The organism is Bacillus sp. MUM 13, assembly GCF_001866725.1.
Taxonomy (GTDB): domain Bacteria; phylum Bacillota; class Bacilli; order Bacillales; family DSM-1321; genus Peribacillus.
The window spans coordinates 59,541-78,694 of sequence record NZ_MLYQ01000025.1 but is presented as its reverse complement, the minus strand read 5'-3'; the positions used below and the strand labels follow the sequence as shown (position 1 = coordinate 78,694).

22 protein-coding genes are annotated in these 19,154 nt (G+C 41.0%); 1 reads left to right on the top strand and 21 read right to left on the bottom strand.

Going from position 1 to position 19,154, the window contains the following annotated elements:
- Positions 1 to 334 precede the first annotated feature (334 nt).
- The 18 genes from BIV59_RS07915 to BIV59_RS07830 all read right to left on the bottom strand — a co-directional run bounded on the left by BIV59_RS07915 (position 335) and on the right by BIV59_RS07830 (position 15,768).
- Positions 335 to 1,780, bottom strand: a complete 1,446-nt coding sequence (locus BIV59_RS07915; protein WP_071350927.1) for a DEAD/DEAH box helicase — start codon at positions 1,778 to 1,780, stop codon at positions 335 to 337.
- 191 nt (positions 1,781 to 1,971) lie between these two features.
- A complete protein-coding gene (locus BIV59_RS07910; RefSeq protein ID WP_071350926.1) occupies positions 1,972 to 2,310 on the bottom strand; it encodes a hypothetical protein in 339 nt (112 codons plus the stop codon).
- Between the two features lie 178 nt (positions 2,311 to 2,488).
- Entirely contained in the window at positions 2,489 to 2,968 is a 480-nt protein-coding gene (locus BIV59_RS07905) for a hypothetical protein (protein ID WP_071350925.1), read from the bottom strand.
- A 189-nt stretch (positions 2,969 to 3,157) separates the two neighbouring features.
- The gene (locus BIV59_RS07900; RefSeq protein ID WP_071350924.1) at positions 3,158 to 3,430 is read right to left on the bottom strand and encodes a DUF1292 domain-containing protein; all 273 of its coding nucleotides are present in this window, start codon (positions 3,428 to 3,430) and stop codon (positions 3,158 to 3,160) included.
- Positions 3,431 to 3,552: 122 nt separating this feature from the next.
- Positions 3,553 to 4,425 carry a thermonuclease family protein gene (locus BIV59_RS07895; protein ID WP_071350923.1) on the bottom strand — a complete coding sequence of 291 codons (873 nt, stop codon included), beginning with the start codon at positions 4,423 to 4,425 and terminating at the stop codon, positions 3,553 to 3,555.
- Between the two features lie 81 nt (positions 4,426 to 4,506).
- Positions 4,507 to 5,235 carry a 2-phosphosulfolactate phosphatase gene (locus tag BIV59_RS07890; protein ID WP_071350922.1) on the bottom strand — a complete coding sequence of 243 codons (729 nt, stop codon included), beginning with the start codon at positions 5,233 to 5,235 and terminating at the stop codon, positions 4,507 to 4,509.
- 23 nt (positions 5,236 to 5,258) lie between these two features.
- The gene (locus BIV59_RS07885; protein ID WP_071350921.1) at positions 5,259 to 6,317 is read right to left on the bottom strand and encodes a phosphotransferase family protein; all 1,059 of its coding nucleotides are present in this window, start codon (positions 6,315 to 6,317) and stop codon (positions 5,259 to 5,261) included.
- 91 nt (positions 6,318 to 6,408) lie between these two features.
- Positions 6,409 to 6,975, bottom strand: coding sequence for a TetR/AcrR family transcriptional regulator (locus tag BIV59_RS07880; RefSeq protein ID WP_071350920.1), 567 nt, complete (start codon positions 6,973 to 6,975; stop codon positions 6,409 to 6,411).
- A gap of 129 nt (positions 6,976 to 7,104) precedes the next feature.
- Complete coding sequence (locus BIV59_RS07875) at positions 7,105 to 7,878, bottom strand: SDR family oxidoreductase (protein ID WP_071350919.1); 774 nt, start codon at positions 7,876 to 7,878, stop codon at positions 7,105 to 7,107.
- A 39-nt stretch (positions 7,879 to 7,917) separates the two neighbouring features.
- On the bottom strand, positions 7,918 to 9,117 hold the full coding sequence (locus BIV59_RS07870; RefSeq protein WP_071350918.1) for an acyl-CoA dehydrogenase family protein: 1,200 nt from the start codon (positions 9,115 to 9,117) through the stop codon (positions 7,918 to 7,920).
- 102 nt (positions 9,118 to 9,219) lie between these two features.
- On the bottom strand, positions 9,220 to 9,621 hold the full coding sequence (locus BIV59_RS07865) for a MaoC/PaaZ C-terminal domain-containing protein (protein ID WP_071350917.1): 402 nt from the start codon (positions 9,619 to 9,621) through the stop codon (positions 9,220 to 9,222).
- Complete coding sequence (locus tag BIV59_RS07860) at positions 9,618 to 10,067, bottom strand: MaoC family dehydratase N-terminal domain-containing protein (RefSeq protein ID WP_071350916.1); 450 nt, start codon at positions 10,065 to 10,067, stop codon at positions 9,618 to 9,620. The genes BIV59_RS07865 and BIV59_RS07860 overlap by 4 nt, the downstream gene beginning before the upstream one ends.
- Before the next feature lie 24 nt (positions 10,068 to 10,091).
- The gene (gene fabG, locus BIV59_RS07855; protein WP_071350915.1) at positions 10,092 to 10,856 is read right to left on the bottom strand and encodes a 3-oxoacyl-ACP reductase FabG; all 765 of its coding nucleotides are present in this window, start codon (positions 10,854 to 10,856) and stop codon (positions 10,092 to 10,094) included.
- Between the two features lie 45 nt (positions 10,857 to 10,901).
- The gene (locus BIV59_RS07850) at positions 10,902 to 12,077 is read right to left on the bottom strand and encodes an acyl-CoA dehydrogenase family protein (protein ID WP_071350914.1); all 1,176 of its coding nucleotides are present in this window, start codon (positions 12,075 to 12,077) and stop codon (positions 10,902 to 10,904) included.
- A gap of 305 nt (positions 12,078 to 12,382) precedes the next feature.
- Positions 12,383 to 13,594 carry a glycosyltransferase family protein gene (locus BIV59_RS07845; RefSeq protein WP_071350913.1) on the bottom strand — a complete coding sequence of 404 codons (1,212 nt, stop codon included), beginning with the start codon at positions 13,592 to 13,594 and terminating at the stop codon, positions 12,383 to 12,385.
- A gap of 17 nt (positions 13,595 to 13,611) precedes the next feature.
- Positions 13,612 to 13,965 (bottom strand): hypothetical protein, encoded by a 354-nt coding sequence (locus BIV59_RS07840; protein WP_071350912.1) that lies wholly within the window; start codon positions 13,963 to 13,965, stop codon positions 13,612 to 13,614.
- On the bottom strand, positions 13,962 to 15,164 hold the full coding sequence (locus tag BIV59_RS07835; protein ID WP_240501866.1) for a glycosyltransferase family 4 protein: 1,203 nt from the start codon (positions 15,162 to 15,164) through the stop codon (positions 13,962 to 13,964). The genes BIV59_RS07840 and BIV59_RS07835 overlap by 4 nt, the downstream gene beginning before the upstream one ends.
- Before the next feature lie 220 nt (positions 15,165 to 15,384).
- Positions 15,385 to 15,768 (bottom strand): VOC family protein, encoded by a 384-nt coding sequence (locus tag BIV59_RS07830; RefSeq protein ID WP_071350911.1) that lies wholly within the window; start codon positions 15,766 to 15,768, stop codon positions 15,385 to 15,387.
- A 156-nt stretch (positions 15,769 to 15,924) separates the two neighbouring features.
- Between BIV59_RS07830 and BIV59_RS07825 the strand changes: the two genes are divergently transcribed.
- Positions 15,925 to 16,557, top strand: coding sequence for a CBS domain-containing protein (locus BIV59_RS07825; protein ID WP_071350910.1), 633 nt, complete (start codon positions 15,925 to 15,927; stop codon positions 16,555 to 16,557).
- Between the two features lie 46 nt (positions 16,558 to 16,603).
- Here the strand turns inward: BIV59_RS07825 and BIV59_RS07820 are convergent, their stop codons facing one another.
- The 3 genes from BIV59_RS07820 to BIV59_RS07810 all read right to left on the bottom strand — a co-directional run bounded on the left by BIV59_RS07820 (position 16,604) and on the right by BIV59_RS07810 (position 19,037).
- Positions 16,604 to 17,029: an OsmC family protein gene (locus BIV59_RS07820; RefSeq protein WP_071350945.1), complete on the bottom strand. Its 426-nt coding sequence runs from the start codon at positions 17,027 to 17,029 to the stop codon at positions 16,604 to 16,606.
- Positions 17,030 to 17,193: 164 nt separating this feature from the next.
- The gene (locus tag BIV59_RS07815; RefSeq protein WP_071350909.1) at positions 17,194 to 18,318 is read right to left on the bottom strand and encodes an NADH-dependent flavin oxidoreductase; all 1,125 of its coding nucleotides are present in this window, start codon (positions 18,316 to 18,318) and stop codon (positions 17,194 to 17,196) included.
- Between the two features lie 41 nt (positions 18,319 to 18,359).
- On the bottom strand, positions 18,360 to 19,037 hold the full coding sequence (locus tag BIV59_RS07810) for an NAD(P)H-dependent oxidoreductase (RefSeq protein WP_071350908.1): 678 nt from the start codon (positions 19,035 to 19,037) through the stop codon (positions 18,360 to 18,362).
- Between the last annotated feature and the right edge of the window lie 117 nt (positions 19,038 to 19,154).

Genomic DNA, 19,154 nt, shown 5'->3' with positions numbered 1-19,154 from the left:
TCAGTATGCTTTTAATTAAAGGCGCCTTTTCTTAAAGATTGTTGTTAACAAAGTTTAGGGAAATATCCTATATTAAAAAACAGACGGCAACACATACCGCTGCCGTCTGTTTTTTAATATTTAATTGCTTTGCGAATATCGACGTTAGTTATTTGCTGAGTGCTTTCAGCTTATCCAAGGCTTGATTCAAGTACTCTTGTCCTTTGTTCATATGGCTTGTAAACTCTTCTATAAGAGACGCATCCATATTATTGTAGGCTTTTAAATAGTTATCATTGGCGGCTGCTGTAAAAAAACGGACGGCAGCTCTATCACCCTGCTGCCGTCCGTTTCCTTATTTAATTGCTTTGCTGACCTTCAGCTTCTTGCCTTTAATGGTTGTGTTCTCCATTGCCTGAAGCACCAATGATCCTTTTCCATTAAGGATATCTACATATGACAATGTATCCTGAACAGTAATGATGCCAATATCGTCTGCAGTGACTCCGGGGATTTTTGCAATCGTTCCTACAAAATCGACAGCACGGATTTTTTTCTTTTTTCCGCCGTTGAAATGCAGTTTGGTGATATCTTGATTGATGCGTGCTGTTTTATTATTTCTTACAACACGGCGCCCGCTGATTTTTTCTTCAAAAGCCGCTCTGCTTTTTTCAACTTCCCCTGCCGCTGGAGCCTTTTTAATATCCAGCTGGAAGCCGATGTATCTTTCGATGGCTTTTACGAACTTTTCTTCATATGGTGTTGCAAGCGTAATCGCTTTTCCTTTCTTGCCGGCGCGTCCTGTTCTGCCGGTACGATGCACATAGCTTTCCTTTTCCATGGGAACATCAAAGTTAATGACAAGGGTGACATTGTCGATATCAATCCCTCTTGCCGCCACATCTGTTGCTATCAGATAGCGGAAATTCCCCATTTTGAAACCATCCATCACAGCAAACCTGTCTTCTTGTTCCAGTCCTCCATGAAGTCTTTCACATGAATAACCGGCTTCTTCCAATTCAGCATATACTTTATCTACGTTTTCTTTTGTTCTGCAAAAGATGATGCAGCTTTCAGGATTCTCAACAACAGTCACATCTTTAAGTAAAGAAATTTTATTGTGTTCCTTCCCCTGGATTAAAACATGTTCGATTGTTTCGGTCGTAATCCCTGTTGCTTCAATTTCTACATTCACCGGATTTTTCATGTATTTATGACAAAGGTTTTCAACGTCTTTAGGCAAAGTTGCAGAAAATACCATTGTCACTCTATTTGAAGGAAGCTTTTCAATAATCGCTTCTACTTCATCAATAAACCCCATATTTAGCATTTCATCGGCTTCATCAATAACCAGGTACCTGACTTGGCTTAAATCCAATGTTCCTCTTTCGATATGGTCCATTGCACGTCCTGGTGTGCCGACGACAATATGTGTTTTTTGCTTCAGTTCTTCTTTTTGTTTAGCGAAAGGTTCTTTTCCGTAAACAGCCATAGCCTTAATGCGTTTGAATCTCCCGATATTCGTGATATCATCACGGACCTGAACAGCAAGCTCTCTTGTTGGAGTCAAAATAAGTGCCTGTGGCTTCTTTTCTTCCCAAATAACGTTCTCGCAGACAGGAATCGCGTAGGCCGCTGTCTTGCCGCTTCCTGTCTGGGATTTTACAACAAGATCCTTGTTATTCAATGCATCTGGTATTACTTCACCTTGAACCTCTGTAGGCTTTTCATATTTTAATACAGTCAAAGCTCTTTTAATTTCGTCACTTAAATGATAATCCGCAAAATTTCTTTCATTCATGTAAAAACCTCGTTTTTTTATATTATCGGACTTATATGTAGTATTTTCTCAATGAAATAACATATGCAAAATCTGACTATGCTCCATTATACTTGAAATCGGTGCTAAAAGGGCGATTTACGGGAAGTGCTGCAGATGGAATTTTCAAAAGAAGAAAAAAAAGCCGCAGCCCAAAGCTCTTTATAAAGCCTTTACTGAGCTGGGGCATACGGTTTATGTTCATCTCTGCCATTGATTTTATCGATTTTATCGACAAACATCTGAAACACTTTCTTTTTTTCTTCCAGATCTTTTATGGTATCTTTCAATTGGTTCACTTTTGTTTCAAAAGGCTTATGATACAGCTCTTTAATATTTCGGATGATTTCGTCGTTGATTGTTGACTGGACCACTTGCTTAGTGATATTAAACTTATAGGAGTACACCTGCAGTTCGCGTTTGACTTCTTCGTACTCTATTTCTATTTCATTTAATAGATTGCTTATTTCTTCTTTCCATTCTTCCAGTGATTTTTTCACATGCGATTCCATGTTCCATCTCCCTAACTGAATCATTATGTATATATTGATAAACTTCCATTCCTAAAATAGTATCAATAATTCGTTGCAGTTTCTTTTCTGCAGGGTTACATAATTAATACTTTTTATTAAGAAGGTATAACAGGAACAATGACTTTTGCATGGAAATAGTATGTATACCAGGTTAATCTTATAATATTTTTGAGTTTTGTTTGTATTCTTTATAAGAATAAAGAAAAAGCTTTCGCTCGACCCTGCCCTTTTCACCGATGAATTTGTACCAATTTTGTCCAATGTAAAAAGGATTTGTCAGCATCTTTTCAACAATGCTGCTTAAAACCGTTTCTGCTTCTGATTCTTCGATTTTTGACCTGCAGGATAATGCCAGTACAAAATAAGGCTTATCACTGTCAAACTCCAGTGACTGAAGATGGAATAAATCCTTATGATTGCGGTTAAACTCCTCAAGTACTTTTTCAAGGCTGTCATTTGCGTCTATTTCATATCGTTCAGCCTCCGACCAGCTTGTAATGAGAGGATCATTAAGCGATAAAGTCAGGATATAAAAGGCTGCAAAATCTTTTGGATTAAATGTTCCTTGCGTGCTGCTGTTTGGTTCTTCGGGTAAAACGATATAGTCTTTATAATCCGCGAAAAAATCCCCATCCATTTTTTCCCCATCCTTCTTTAGGCATACTGCCCTATTAGCGTGATATCATCGGTATTTATAATAAGGTTCTATTTCAAATATATTGAATTTTCGAAGAAATATAAAGAGAAATTTTCCAGATGCCCCAATGAAATTAATTCCAGCAGTTTAAAACAAAAGAGAAGGAGTCTATGCCTTCTCTAAAAGTTTTCAGTCTTCCTGATCAGCCATAACTTCATCAAATGCCGCTGATACTTTTTCAAATTCCTCATCGCTTTCGATCGATGTCAAATTTCCATCTCTGCCGACTCTTAGAAAAAATACATCAATATCCTCATTTGAAACTTCCTGAATATCTTCCACAAGGGAAACAGCGGCATATTCTGTACCAGTAATATTGATTGTTCCCAGGACTTCAACATCCTGTTTGCCGCCATTTTCATCCTCGACCTGAAGCACCTTGCCTGTTTCTATTTGTTCCATTTTTCTATCTCCTTTCGATACAGTAAAAATTGTTCATCTACTGTATAGATTCCCATACTAGTGTATTTTCAATCCTTATAAACAATACGGCCTGAGTAAACCACTATTGAACATTGAAAAAATTACTGCTGTGATTTTCTGAATCCTGCTTTAACCGCTTCATTTTCCGTGCAGAACATTTTCTCAGGTTTTGTTGCTTTATAAAAATGCTGTCCGGGCATATGATAAATCTTTGCGCCTCTCGAACTGATATTCCCTTTAATATCACATGCCCTGTTCAATGAATGGTTCTCTTGGGGTTTTGGATTTTGTGGTGCATCACCGCTGTTTCCTTTTTTGTCAAGAGCTGTTGATGCAGCATTTGTGTCAAACCCTTTATCTGTAGCATAGTTTTCTAACGACCAAATTCCAGCTCTCTTTTGCTGTGCTTTCCTTTGGATTGCATAAAACTGGCCTGTATATTTCGTGTTTGGAGGATATATGTAGGCTACACGCGCAAGACCTTTTTCTAATAGAGTTTCGTTAAACATTTTACCGTCCGCGTAAATATAGCCAAGCAATCGGCCGTACTTGTCCCTGCCCATATTGATGCCTGGCTCTAATTCTATCTTTCGGCCAGAGTAAAGAATTTTCTTCGTGAATTGTGCTGCCTCTAGTCCAAAAGGCTGTACGCCAAGGCGCGGATGATGCGTTTCAGGTGTATCGACGCATAGCATTCTGACCGTTTCCACTTTTCCGTTAAGTTTAATTTTCACAGTGTCCCCGTCCACCGCACTTACTACCGAAGCAGGAAGCCTGTCTTTTTTAGTTTGATCCTGCACTTCAGCAGTTTTTTTGGAACTTGCCGGCGCATTAGTATCGGGAGGGACAACGCTTTGTTTTTGTTCCTGCTGGGAATCTGATCTGGAACCCTTGTATTCAGTGCCAGAGCAGCCGCTCAGCAGCAATGCAGATAAGGTTCCTGCAGTAAGTAAAAAATGAAAAGTCTTTATCATCCTGATAACTCTCCTTTGTTATAATAAGGCCAAAACAGAGTTATCATAGCATTTTATAGAGATTTTAAACAGAGGATTTTGTCATGGCAGGCAAAACCGATTGTCCTTAAACAGAGGAACAGACTGAAAAATGTTCTTAGATGCTGTAAATTCAATTTCTTCTTCAAAATCCATTTCCGACAGCATTCTCCCCACTCTTGATTCTTTTAAGATGATGCCGGCTTTATTACTGTTTCCGCAATAAAAGAGATAGGCCGCTTTTGCGGCATCAGTAAGATCCCACTTTTTTATATCATTCTCAAGCAGACAACTAATGAAATGTCCAGCCCCAAAAAAATCCTCGATGTTGAATTCTCCAGATGACCCAGAGCATATCAGCAGGATTGTTTCATTTTTGTGAAGCTCTAGAATGTGATCAGCAACTGCCTGGCTGTTCATCAGCGATGCAGCATAAACGCTTTTTGCTGAAGAGGAATTCCTGATTGCAACAGTTCCGTTCGTTGTGGATAAAATAACCGTCTTGCCCAGCACCGCTCCTTTAAGTGACAATGGATTTGGCGAAAGAAACCCGTCAATGGTCTTGCCTTCGTACTCACCGGAAAGGATATAGCTGTCATTCGCCCTACCAGCCCCTTCTTTCCTTGCTTCATCACCATCTTGGACAGGGATGACTTCAGCTGCCCCGAATGTGAGTGCAGCAGTTATCGTTGATGTAGCTAACAGGATATCAAATACAACAGCAATTTTATCTTCCAGATTTTTTTCCTTGTCTATTTCTTCTTTTTTGAGCAAAAGATGTATTTTGGCCATAAACTGCGCTCCTCATTCATTGTTTATATCCTATTTGAGGACACATGGAAGGCATGCTGAATAAGTGTCTTAACAAATACGTTTAAATTAGCAAAGCGCACGTCCTGTGTCTGTCCTTTCTTCCAGCGGAAATAAATTTGCTGGCATATGACGGCAAGCTTGAAGTAAGCGAAAGTTAAGTAGAAGTTCATATCAGATACATCTCTTCCTGTTTTTCTGCTATAGGCCTTGATAAATTCATCTCTGCTAAAAAATCCAGGTTGTGCGGTTATTGGTATATCTCCCATTCCCTTTTTCAAATGAGGGGGATCGTCATGCTGAATCCAATAGCTCATCGCAGCACCAAGGTCTGCAAGCGGATCGCCGACTGTGGCCATTTCCCAGTCAAAAAGACCGATCATTTCTGTAAGATCTTCATTAAACATGGCATTATTCAGTTTATAATCATAATGTATGACAGCCGGCTCCTGTGAAATTGGGATATGGGCAGCCAGCCAGTCCATAAGCTGAAGTGCGCCTGGAATTTCATCCGTGGCGGCACGGTGATAGCGGCTGATCCAGCCATGTACCTGGCGTTCGAGGAAACCATCCGGCTTTGTCATCTCTGGAAGCTTGGTGCGTTTATAATCAACAGCATGCAAAGATCCCAGTGAATCTACCATGGCAGTTGATATAATACGGCACAATTCAGGCGTCGCCGCTGAATTGTCAGGGAAACCTGTGTCAAGCACTACTCCATGTTTTCTTTCCATAATAAAAAAAGGATATCCCAGTACGCTTGGATCTGCGAATAGAAAAGGCTTTGGGGCAGCGGGGAAATGAGGCTGTATCTCTTTTAATATATGATATTCTCTTTCTACGTCATGGGCCTTTGGCGCCAATGGTCCGAGAGGCGGCCTGCGCAGAACTCCCTCCCAGTCTCCCGCTTTCAGGGAATATGTTAAATTGGAACGGCCTACATTGAATTGCTCAATAACCAGAGGGCTATCGGGTAAATCCATAAAAGAACTCTTTAAGTAGTCTTCCAATCTTGCATTATCCAGTTCTTCGCCTTTTCTGACAGGGATGACATCTGAAGTCATGGCTACAGCTCCTTTTAATGTAATACCAAGAAATTCTTTCATTATGCGGTTAACACGTATACCGGCATGAAACTGAGAGACTTTAAAGCAGTCAGCTTCTTTTAATTCCTTTCAAAATCATTCCTGTGTAAACATCAGCGAGTTCTTCTTCGCTCAGTTCACCTTCTGGGTTGAACCAGTTATAGCTCCAATTCGTGATGCCTAAAATCCCGAATGTAAGCATGTCTGCCCTGTATTCATCCGAAAATTCCCCTGATGATATGCCATGTTCAATCAGTTTTTGGTAATTTTCACGAAAAACATTGCGTTTATGTTTGATTTGCTTCATATGCTCATCACTTAAATGACGCATTTCCCTGAAAAATATCCGTGCACTTTTCTTTTGGGATTTGATATTTGAGATAACCATATAGATTAATTTGTGAAGTTTATCAGAACAGCTTAACCCGGGTTCATTAATAATCAATTCCTGCTCTACTATAAGATCATCAATATATCCTAGATGAATATCCTTAAGAAGTTCCTGTTTGCTGCTGAAATAATAATAAAACGTTCCTTTTGTCACACCTATTTTTTCCACGATTTCCTGAATGGAGGTCTCCTTGAATCCCTGTCCATCGAAAAGGTGTATGCTTGCTTCAATTATTTTTTGCTTCATAAGCTATGATCCTCTCATGTTTTCTGCTGGTGCTGCGTGTAAGTTCCGATAGAGGCCACCCTTTTATTATAGATTGCGGTTTTTTAATACCTTTGCAGTTAGCTTCTGTAAAAATAGACTTCATAAAAGCTACATGGCATGTGATCCGCCATCAACAATCAATGTCTCTCCAGTGATAAAATCAGATGCAGAAGATGCGAGAAATAGTGCGGCACCTTTTAAATCGTGATTTGATCCGAACTTACGGAGGGGAGTGCCTGCCAATATGGCATTGCCGCCTTTTTCTATTAGAGCTGCCGACATTTTGGTAGGAAAGAATCCCGGTGCGATTGCATTGACATAAATACCCCTTGGTCCCCATTTAACTGCAAGGTCTTTAGTAAATGCTATGACTGCTCCTTTGCTGGAACTGTAGCCGATAGCATCCATATACCGCGGGTCAGAGCCTTTTATTCCGGCTACGGAGGCGATGTTGATGATTTTTCCGTATTTCTGCTGCAGCATTACTTTGCCGGCAGCCTGTGACATAAGGAAGGTTCCCGTTACATTGACATTCAATACTTTTTCCCAGGCATCAAGAGGCATTTCCTCTGCAGGGGCCCCCCATGAAGCACCGCTATTATTGACTAATATGTCAATTGCCCCAAATTCGTCCAGAGTTTTGCTGATTACATGCTCAACATCTTCACGATTGGTGACATCGCATTTAATAGCCAAGGTGCGAATGCCGAGCCTTTTTAATGACTCGCTTGCTTCAAGACAGGCTTCTTCTTTCCTGGAACAAACCACTACATGTGCCCCCGCTTCAGCAAAGCCTTCTGCTATTTGGAGGCCAAGTCCTCTTCCTCCTCCTGTAACAATAGCTGCCTTTCCAGACAGATCAAATAGTTCTTTCACGTGCATGCTCTCTTCCTCCTTTTCATAAGAAAATCAAATACCTGCTTATATGTGCTTTTTGAGCTCATATCGTGCAATGGCTCTTTTGTGGACTTCATCTGGCCCATCGGCCAACCGTAAGGTCCGTATGTTGGCCCAGCTGGAAGCAAGGACATAATCATCGCTAACACCAGCGGCACCGTATGCCTGAATGGCCCGGTCGAGAACCTTCAATGCCATATTTGGCGCAGCAACCTTTATCATGGCTATTTCTGCTTTTGCATCTTTATTGCCTACTGTATCCATCATATATGCCGCCTTCAATGTAAGCAGTCTGGCTTGTTCAATATCCATCCGAGATTCAGCAATCCATTCCTGGATCACTCCCTGATCTGAAAGCCGCTTTCCAAAGGCCTGCCTGTCAAGCACTCGTTTGCATAACTCTTCAAGAGCTCTTTCTGCAGCTCCTATCGTTCTCATGCAATGATGGATCCTTCCAGGCCCAAGCCTTCCCTGTGCTATTGCAAACCCTTTTCCTTCTTCCCATATCATATTGGAGGCTGGCACACGCACATTGTCATAGTGGATTTCAGCGTGGCCGTGCGGTGCATGGTCATAACCAAAAACAGAAAGTGTCCGTTTAATTTTTACACCTTTCGTTCCAAGAGGAACAAGAATCATTGACTGCTGTTCATATTTAGGGGCAGAAGGATTGGTTTTACCCATAACGATGGCAATCTTGCAGCGCGGGTCACCGGCTCCCGATGACCACCATTTGGTTCCGTTTATCACGTACTCATCACCATCAAGTGTGATGCTTGCCTTAATATTTGCTGCATCAGAAGAAGCTACATCCGGCTCGGTCATTGAAAAACATGACCGGATTTCGCCATTCAATAATGGATTCAGCCAGCGCTCTTTTTGTTCTTTGGAACCATATCTGCTGAGAACCTCCATGTTTCCTGTATCAGGCGCAGCACAATTAAAGACCTCTGGAGCTATGCTCGAACGTCCCATAATTTCACAAAGCGGCGCATACTCGAGATTGGATAGAGAGGCTCCTCCATCCGGAAAAAAAAGATTCCAAAGCCCTTTTTCTTTTGCTTTTTCCTTCAGCTCTTCCATAATAGGAGGAATGGATGAAAATCTGTCTGCCTTATTGATCTGTTCATGGTAAATTCTTTCATTAGGGTATATGTAATCCGTCATGAATGCATCAAGTCTTGCCTGATAATCTTTTACTTTGCTGGAATACTCAAAATTCATAGTGACCCTCCTTTTTTAGCGGAAGAGGACGGGGCTGCTGTCCTCTTCCTGCAGTGAATCATATAGACGAACCAGTATTGATAGCGCTGTCATTATTGCTGTTTAATAGATTTGGTAAAAGACTTGGCCTTTAATAACTTCTTTGTCTGCTTGATTAACAGCCTCCACATTGAATTGCAGCATAGTATCTTTTTTATCCTTTAAGGAAGCCCTTAATGTAATGATATCGTCAAGAAATACCATTCCTCTGAATCTGATGCTATAATCCCTGATGAATCCCTCATCATAGTAAGGTGTGAAAATCTTGGCCAAATTGCCCATCGACCACATGCCATGAGCAATTATCCCAGGCAAGCCTGCCTTTTTGGCTTCTTCATCAATGGTATGAATCGGATTGTAGTCTCCTGAAGCACCGGCATATTTAATTAAATCAAGTCTTGAGACAGGGGCAAGATTAATTTCCTGCAGGACTTCTCCTGTTTTCAGTTCTGCGAGTTTCTTCATACCATCAAAACCTTTCTAACCGCTTCTGTTATGATCACAACCTGTTTGGATGAAAAAATGGCACTTCCTTCTTTGCTTTCACCATAGCTCTCCAATACCAAAAAACCCATTTCTCCATTTGATCCGCTTTTCTCGTAATAGTCTTTTACAGTTGAAAAGCAGTAAATTTCTTCACCAGCCAGAAGTGGTCTTTCGTAATGGTAGACCTGCTCACCGTGAATTAGGCCTTTGTTTGGCAAATGGATGCCTTCGATCTCCCCGTAGTCAAAGACCCGAGGGAAAGTGGGAGGAGCTATATTGGTCCTGAATCTTGAATTTAATCCGGTTTCCTCATCAAAATAGATAGGATGAAGATCTCCGATGGCTTCTGCAAATTTTTTTACAGCCCCGTGTTCTACTGTATTTTTAACTCTATTGGATGATCGGCCGATACATTCTTTAAACAAGACAAATGCACATCCCTCATTATTTTAGTTTTTTGGGCCCCCTGCTACATAAAGCACCTGGCCATTGACAAAGGAAGATGCTTCATCAGCAAAAAATGCTACCGCATTTGCTATATCTGATGGCTTTCCGCTTCTGCCTGCAGGTATAGTGCTGACGCTTGCTTCTATTAATTGTTCGAAGGTAATGCCGATTCTGCTGGCGGTTTCTCTTGTCATTTCTGTTTCGATAAAGCCAGGTGCCACGGAATTGCAGGTAATTCCATACCTGCCCAGTTCAATGGCAAGGGTTTTAGTGAAACCCTGCAATCCGGCTTTGGCCGCTGCGTAATTGGCCTGTCCGCGATTTCCTAGGGCAGAGGTGGAGGAGATATTAATAATTCTTCCATATTTTTGTTCAACCATATATTTTTGGGCTGATCGTGCAGCATTGAAAGAACCCTTCAAATGAACATCCATGACCAGCTGCCAATCAGAATCACTCATTTTGAAAAATAGATTGTCCCTGATCACCCCTGCATTATTGACAAGGATATCAATGGATCCCAATGTTTCAAAAGCTTCCTTCATAGCAGATTCGACTTCCGCTGCATCTGTAACGTCAGCAGTTCTGGCATATACCCTAATTCCCTGTTTCTCTAATTCAGCCGCTGTCTCGCTCAATGCCGCTTCATCAAGGTCGATGAATGCAAGCTGTGCCCCTTCTTGTGCAAACAGCTGCAGAATACCCTTTCCAATTCCTCTGCTGCCTCCTGTAACAAAGGCAGTTCTTCCTTCGAATCTTCCTGTCATCATATTATCCTCCTCGTCAGATTTTAATTGAATGGCGAGCTTTTTTCATACATATTGCCCAACCTTTACATGCCCCTTTAGCAGATTCCTTGAAATAATCATTCTCTGGATTTCGTCTGTGCCATCATAAATTCTCCAAAGCCTTGCTTCCCGGTACCAGCGCTCGATTGGAAGTTCCCTTGTATAGCCCATCCCTCCGTGTATCTGAAGCACACGGTCAACAACCCGATTGCCCATATTTGCTCCGTATAGTTTTGCCATTGAAGCCAGGTGACGGTTATCTTCACCCTGATCCAGCGTGAATGCGGCATTAAGCACTAGCCATCTGGCTGCTTCGATTTCCACTGCTGAATCAGCGATCTGCCATTGTATTGCCTGGCGGTCAGCTATCGGCCTGCCGAATGTTTCACGTTCTTTAGAGTAGTCTATTGCCATTTGAAGCAGCCTCTCTGCAGATCCCACTGCCCTGGCCCCGACGACCCATCTTGCAAAACCAATCCACTCCAGGCCGAGTTTGTATCCCCCGTGCACTTCACCAAGAATATTTTCTTCAGGCACCCGCACATTGTCAAAAACCAGTCCTGCTGGTCCCCATTCCCCCATTGTGTCAATGTATTCGGATTTCCAGCCCATTTCCCGGTCAACAATAAAACAGGTAACTCCCTCACGACCGGTTTTTTCGTGCAATTCTTTATCCGTAATAGCAATAGCCATTACAAAATCGGCTTCATTCCCGCCTGTTATGAATGTTTTTTCACCATTCAGCACCCATGTGTTTCCATCTTTGACCGCAGTCATCTTTATGTTCCGGGTGTCAGAGCCTGCACCAGGCTCAGTCATGGCAAAGCAAGATTTCTTCTCCCCGTTGATGGTAGGAATCAAATATTTCTTCTTTTGCTCTTCATTTCCATAATAAAGAATATTATCTGCAGAGCCGCCAAACTGAAAGGGTACAAACGTTTTAGACACTTCCATCAGCACAATGGCAAGCATCATTTGTCCAATATCGGCACCACCGTATTCTTCTGGTGTATTGATGCCCCAGAAACCTGCTTCTTTGGCTTTTAACTGCAATTCCCTAAGCTGTGATTGAGGAAGACCTGGTTTGCCTTCTCTTTCATTTCTCAGAACCTGATTCTCCAGGGGAATCAGCTCTTTTTGTACGAATTTGCGGATTGTTTTCTGAACCATTCTTTGTTCATCGGATAAGCGCAAATGCATAAAGCCAGCTCCATTTCTTTATGGTTTTTAAATCGTTGTACAGTCAGCCCTTTCTGCCGGGTTCTGAAGATGGCCTGTCTGAGGAAACATGAAGCAGACATTTCCATACCTACCAGTTAGTATGTATGTTTCTATTCTATTTAGAATGTTCAGAAAATACAAGTAAAAAAGATTTCTGGACCCATCTATCTAAGGACGTATCACAATCAAAAAAATCCGGCTCTATTATGGCTAGAGCCGGTGTTAACTATAACCACAGCTGTAATTCAGTCAGGGTTTTTGATATTTCATTTTTTTAAATTCGGTCAGCAGTTTACGGCATTCTTGATATCCTTGCTCCATAATAAGGGCTGAAGTTCCTTAAGGACTTCTTTGTAAGTGAATCTTCTGCTTGTCTCATACATGCGTTCAGCAGCAAATATATAGTGTTCTCTGCTTGAAAATGCCTTTTCTATGGCATCGCGAAACTCCTTTTCTGTAACAGCATAAAACGGATAATCCTCACCAAAAAGCCTTATATGCATGCTTGTCGGATTCATGATCACTGCTTTTTTGCAGATGCCGTACTCCAGAAGCTTTGTGGATAATTCAAGACTCGTGTCCATCTCTTCGGATCTCCAGGTAATTCCTACATCGCTTTGTATGATCAGCTGCTGTGCATCATGCCTGGAAAGAGCTCCATGCCAGGTCAGCCCTGTTGTATGCTGAAGAAGATAGGTAGCTGATTTTTTGAATAGAGGATTGCTTTTATCATGTTTAAATTTGTCTCCGGCTACGTCAAGAGTGATTCCGGGAATCTTCCGCTTTGCTTCCTTGAAGGCTGTGATAATCTGCAGTGTTTTCCAGTCAGGATCGAATTTCCCTGTATATACAAGCCTTTGCCCGGACATACTTGGATTTTGTCCGATTTCTGCATCTGGAATCATTGGTGATAGAATGGCTATCCTATTATTTTCTTTATGAAGCTTAAGCTTATTAATCGTATAATCCTTCATTTCTTTTGTCTGGCATAAAAAGTATGCACAGTGATCGTACAATTTTTTAATCCGGCTATATTGCCCATCATTCATGTGCTGGCCTTTATGAGTCAGCCCTGTTGCATATATGAAGGTGCGTTTCAGGATGTGGAGCTGTTTTATCAGTTTTTCCGCCGTTTCAAGGCTTCTTACAAAAAGCCAGTCATAGTGATATTTATCCCAATAATGGGATATCAGAGATTGGGCAGAATCAAAGTCAATCATTTGATCATGAATCCATTTAGGACTTTTTGCAATAAAGTATGGATCTTCATAGGGATTGATTATCCTGATATTTTGTTGTTCCATAAGGGGCTGCAGCAGGATATCCCTTACAGGGGGGCGTGCCAGCAGCAGGTCCACTTCAATATTTGGATCCTGGGCAAGAACAGAGGCCAGGGAAGACATAAATACTGCTGAACCGTCCATTGAATTCATATTGATAAAACCAAATAAAAGGATTCTCATTTTTTTCTTTTCCATTGGGATACGCTGTTTCAATGTTTACCCTCCCTTTATTATCTGCGGTGCATGACTTTGTCTTTAATAACCGATTTTAATGCAAGATATTTGAATGTGATTTTCCCGAAAAATGTAACCTTGAATTTATGTTCCAGCAGCTTCAGTTTTCTAAGCTCTTTAGAGAGGGATTGATTTTCCTGCTTCAGAATTTTTCTTTCTTTCTCAATCTTTTTATATTTATCCAGCTGCTGCATCAGCCTGCCGTTTTCTTTTTTGTTCTGTGCTGCTTCAATTTCGTATTCTTCTTCTTTACGCTCCATAGTATCGAGTGCCATTTTCATCATTTCCTTCATTTGCAGCTCCAATTCTATATATCTTTTATTCCAGTAAAGATTGTCTTCTTGTATCATGCAGTCACCAGCTTTCCGGATGTAAGGATCTCCAGCTCTTTTTTTATAACAGTTTCTTTAGAGCATTTCAGCCTGATGGAGTGAGCGGTACTCTTGGACAATCTTGCAAAAAGCTCAGGGTTAAAATAAAGCCGCTCCAAGGCATCGGCAAGATCTTCAAAATCTTCAGGACGGGTTAAGAGTCCTGACACATCATGCTCTACAAACTCCGGTATAGCGGATATATTTGTTGATACAGGAACCAGTCCGCTCGACATGGCTTCGCACATTGATACCCCTTGTGAATCTAAACGGGTCGGGCACAAAAATACGCCATGCTCTTTATGCAATTGGGCAATTTGCTCCTGCGGCAAAAAACCTTTATGAATGGTTACATTTTCAAAAGATCTTAAGGGGACAACTGTTTCATCAAACCATTTTCCATCTCCATAAAATGAAAATTCCAGCTCTGTGAAATAAGGCTTCTTAGAAAGTGCCAAAATAGCACGTACAGCTAGGTCATTGGCATACTTCCGGGAAGCATAGGGGCGGATAGACAGGATTTTCCTTCGTAATTCCACTGGCTTTTCCTCATATTCAAAAAGATGGTCATCAATGACATTCGGTATGATGACTGCGTTCTTTGAAATTGCTCGTGCATCACATTCTGCTATATGCTCTTTGAACCATTTTGAAACATGTACAAATGTTATATCTAATTCAGCCGTTTGATAAAGCCAATTCATAAAAGAAAGCTGTTCATGGTAATATGTATCTGACATTTCAAGGATTTTTCTGAGACTGCCCGGGCTTTCCAGGAAATTAAACCATCTTCTGTGCCAGGCTTCTGCTTCAAATCCATGTATCCAAACTATGATCGGGATGCCCTGATTAACTTCTCTAATCGCTTGAATCATGCTTGGATTCACAAAATGAATTAAGTATTTTATATGGGCCTTATAGCTTAATAGAGTCTTTAAGTCTGCTTCTGTGCCCCGATAGACAGTTACACCTTGATATATATAAATTTCTGCTTTGGAAAACGAAGGATGAAGGACAAATACCTCGATATTTTTGCCTTCTTCCATATAAGAGAGTACCCTTCGATGGATGAATCCATTTCGATATAGCTGGTCTTGATGAGGATAAGCGTTGGTAATAACCAGAAATCTTTCTTTATCTGGATAAGCAAGTTCATTCATGTTTATGAATTTCTGCAAAATTATTCACTCCTTCAATTTAACAGGACTGACCTGCAATAAATTCATGCTAACAATCAATTGTAAGGATTATTTAACAAATTTGCGTGAGATATGTATATTTTGTATGAGTATTCTGTAAATCTATATAACTAGCTCGTATAGAAAAAGCACTATCTTGCAAAAAAAAGAAGCACTTCTGAAGAAGCGCTCCTGGTTGCATTTATTCTGCTGCCTAATCTTATCTTTGGAAAAATTCAATCCATTCCCCGTCTGGGCCATGAAAAAAGAAATACCGGTAGCCGTTCGGAAGCAGGGTTATTTCTTCATCAATCATTTTGATATCGGTATCTTTTATCCTTGCGAATTCTTCAACTATTTTATCTGTGCTTATTGCGAGATGATGAACCTTACCTTCTTCAGGAAGGGAATCATTATATCCTTGTATCAATTCAACTTCCGTTTCATCACCTTCAGAGAAACCAAGAAATGCGAGCTGGATGATTCCATCTGTATGGGGTACAGACGCTTTCAATTTCATGCCTACAACTTCTTCATAAAATGAGATAGATTTTTTTAAATTTGTTACCATTATGCCCACATGATCAACTTTTTTGACTGTCAAAATAAAACCTCCAATGAAATAACAATGCTGAATATAAATCGAAATTCATAATAGTTTAAATTTAAAAATAAGTCAATTTTTTCGTGCTTTTTATCCAATTCCTGTTATGATACCCTTATACGAGAATTTATTGCTCTTAAGGAAGGGGAGAAGCTTATGCTGATTAAAAATAATTACGTAACAAAGGAAAAAGTAAGAGTTTGTCCGAGCTCGTATACGGTTGGTGAAGCACTGTCTTTTTTAAGAGAATCAGGCTACCGCTGCGTGCCCGTTGTGAATGAAGAAAACAATCATTATGAAGGCCAGGTTTACAAGGTTCATCTTATTGAGCATATTTATGAAAATGGCGGCAAAGATACAGATTCAGTGCTGGATGTAGCCACAGAAAAAAGTTCCTTTATTGAAGAAGACAGTACGCTTTTAAAAGCAGTCTTTAATATCGACCGTCTTCCCTTTTTTGCCGTGGTTTCATCGGAGGAAAGGTTTAAAGGCATCATTACGCACAGTGTGATCATGAATTTATTCCGTGACGGATTTGGCGTAAAGACAGGAGGCTTGAGCCTGACTATTGTGGTGCCTGAGCTTAAAGGAATGATGCTGATCCTTGCTGAAACCTTTAAAGGATATAATATCGAGGGCATTCATACATTTGATAATGGAGATACACTGCTTCGAAGAGTCATGATTACATTATCAGCTGAGGCTGAACGTGATTTGCCTAAATTCCAGAAAAAGCTGGAGAAACATAATTTTCGCATCGTAGATTCGGAAATTATTGAAAAGCAATAATGAATTTTCCACAACAGCATTCAAACTGTTGTGGATTTAATTTCAGTTAAAGCATTTGTGTTCCCTTTTCACCATTGATTGAGTAGCTTGCAGTTACGTTTGCAGACAGTGTCTTTGAGACAGAGCAGTATTTATCTTTTGATAGCATGATAGCCCGGATGACCTTATCTTCCGGTAGTGCGCCTTCTAAGGCGTAATGGATATGAATAGAGGTAAATCGTTTGGGATGGTCCTCTGCACGTTCCCCGTCCACTTCGAGATGAAAAGACAATGGATTTAATCGCATCTTCTGCAAAATAGTAATAATATCTATTCCCGTACATCCTGCCAATGCATTAAGCAGCAATTCTGTAGGCCGTGCCCCGCTGTTTGTTCCTCCCGATTCTTCGGAAGCATCCATTGTGATTTCATGTCCTGACGGTGCAGTTCCAGTAAATGACATGTTTCCATTCCAAGCCACGTTTGTTTTCATCAAAAATCATCCCTTCTTTATTGTACAAGCATTTTTTTAGCATATGCTGATGTATAAACATATAAACCATATCTTTCAAACGAAAACAAGAAAAAAAGCCGTTTTCAATATATACATTGAAAACGGCTGTCATATGCCGGCAATACGGATTGCCTTATATTTTTTTACTCTGCGCCGGGAAACCATCCCGGTGTATTTACAATGGCATTCCACAAAGGATCGGGAATGACAAGTTCCCCTTGGGCGTTTTTATCTATTTTTGTTACAATGTCATCTTCTCGGCCCTGCTCCACTTTTTCCACCCAGTCAGGATCTATGATAAGCTCCCTTCCAAGTCCGATCATCGGAATTCCTGATTCCATAGCTTTAGCGGCATCATCGGCTGTATAAATAGAGCCTACACCGATGACAGGCACTTTACCAGCAGCGCGTTCTTTAATGATTTCAATACGAGGGCGGGTATCTTCTGTTCCTCTTCTTGCTGCTGACCAGAAATCCATTAATGATACATGCAGATAATCAAGATTCTTGTCTGCAAGAGCATCCACTAGATGCAAAGTTTCGGCCATTGTGATCCCTGGTGTTTCCGGTTCTTCCGGGGAAAATCTGTAACCGACAAGGAATGGTGCTGTTGCATGTTCTTTAACTGTTTTTTGTACTTCTTCAACAACTGCCAAGGGAAAAGCGAGACGTTTTTCCAGGCTTCCTCCCCATTTGTCTTCACGAGTATTGGAGTGCGGAGAGAAAAATTGCTGAAGCAGATAACCATTCGCTCCATGAATTTCCACGCCATCAAATCCAGCTTCAATGGCACGGCGTGTAGTTTCTCCAAAGTCCTTCACTATGGATTGTATCTCTTCTTCATTTAAGGCACGGGGAACAGGTTTGCCTTCACCCTCAGCAGGAATGTTGCTTGCACCTACAATCTCGCCGCCAGGAACTAATTCAGGGATAGCCAGGCGTCCTGCGTGGAAGATCTGCAGAACAGCTTTTGCTCCTTTTTCCTTGATCGCAGATGCCAAGCGATTCAAGCTCGGGATCATCTCATCTGTGTGAGCCGCAAATTCTCCATGAAATCCTTTTCCGTTTGCTGTAACATATGTACAAGCTGTAATGACCATGCCGACGCCGTTTGAACGGCGAATATAATATTTCACCTCGTCATCGGATACTGTGCCATCAGGGTTAGAAGAAAAATTTGTCATTGGCGCCATAACTATACGGTTTTTTAAAGCGATGCCGCTTAGCAGTTCAATGCCTTCAAATAAGGGTTTATATTTTGCTTGCATGTTTGTATTCCTCCAGTGTCTCTATATTGGAAATTCTATATTTACATGACCCACTCAGTAACGTCTTTCATTTCTTTTCTTGTTTTCGCGCGCTTGGGATCTTCTGCCCGGTATCCGAAAGCTGCCATAACAGAGGCTTCCAGCTGGCCATTTTCCAATAATCCCTCGGCTTCTAGGATTTTATTCACAGCAGCATAATCAAAGCCTTCTATTGGACAAGAGTCGATTCCAATTTGAGCTGCTGCAGTCATCATGTTTCCTAATGCAATATAAGTTTGTTTGCAAGCCCAGTCAAATAGTGCACGCTCACTTTCAAACAGCTTCATATCATCTTCCTGAAAGCTGCGGTACCTTGCTGAGGCAGCCTTAATCACATCATCAGGCATTTCTTTGACATTTCTTAAATGGCTCAATACTTGCTCGGAATCGTATCTCATGTTTTTCCTCGCCAAAATAATGACAAAATGGCTGGCAGTCGGAAGCTGTCCTTGTGCGCCCCATGAAACTTCCTTCAGTTTAGCCCGCAGTTCCGGGTTTTGAATGACCAGGAATTTCCACGGTTCATATCCGACCGAACTTGGGGAAAGCCTTCCGCACTCTAAAATGAAATTAAAATCATCCTTAGAAATTATTTTTTCAGAATCAAATTTTTTAGTTGCATGCCTGAAATTCATGGCACCCAGGATCTGTTCTTTTTTCTCAGTATTTGTATCAGTCATAACCTTAGCCTCCCGATTTTTTTAGATTAATAAAGGATGGCTCTACCCGAGCGGTCTTTGAATGTCAGCACTTTATTTTTCATGCAGGGGAACCCTAAAATATTCTGCAGATTAACG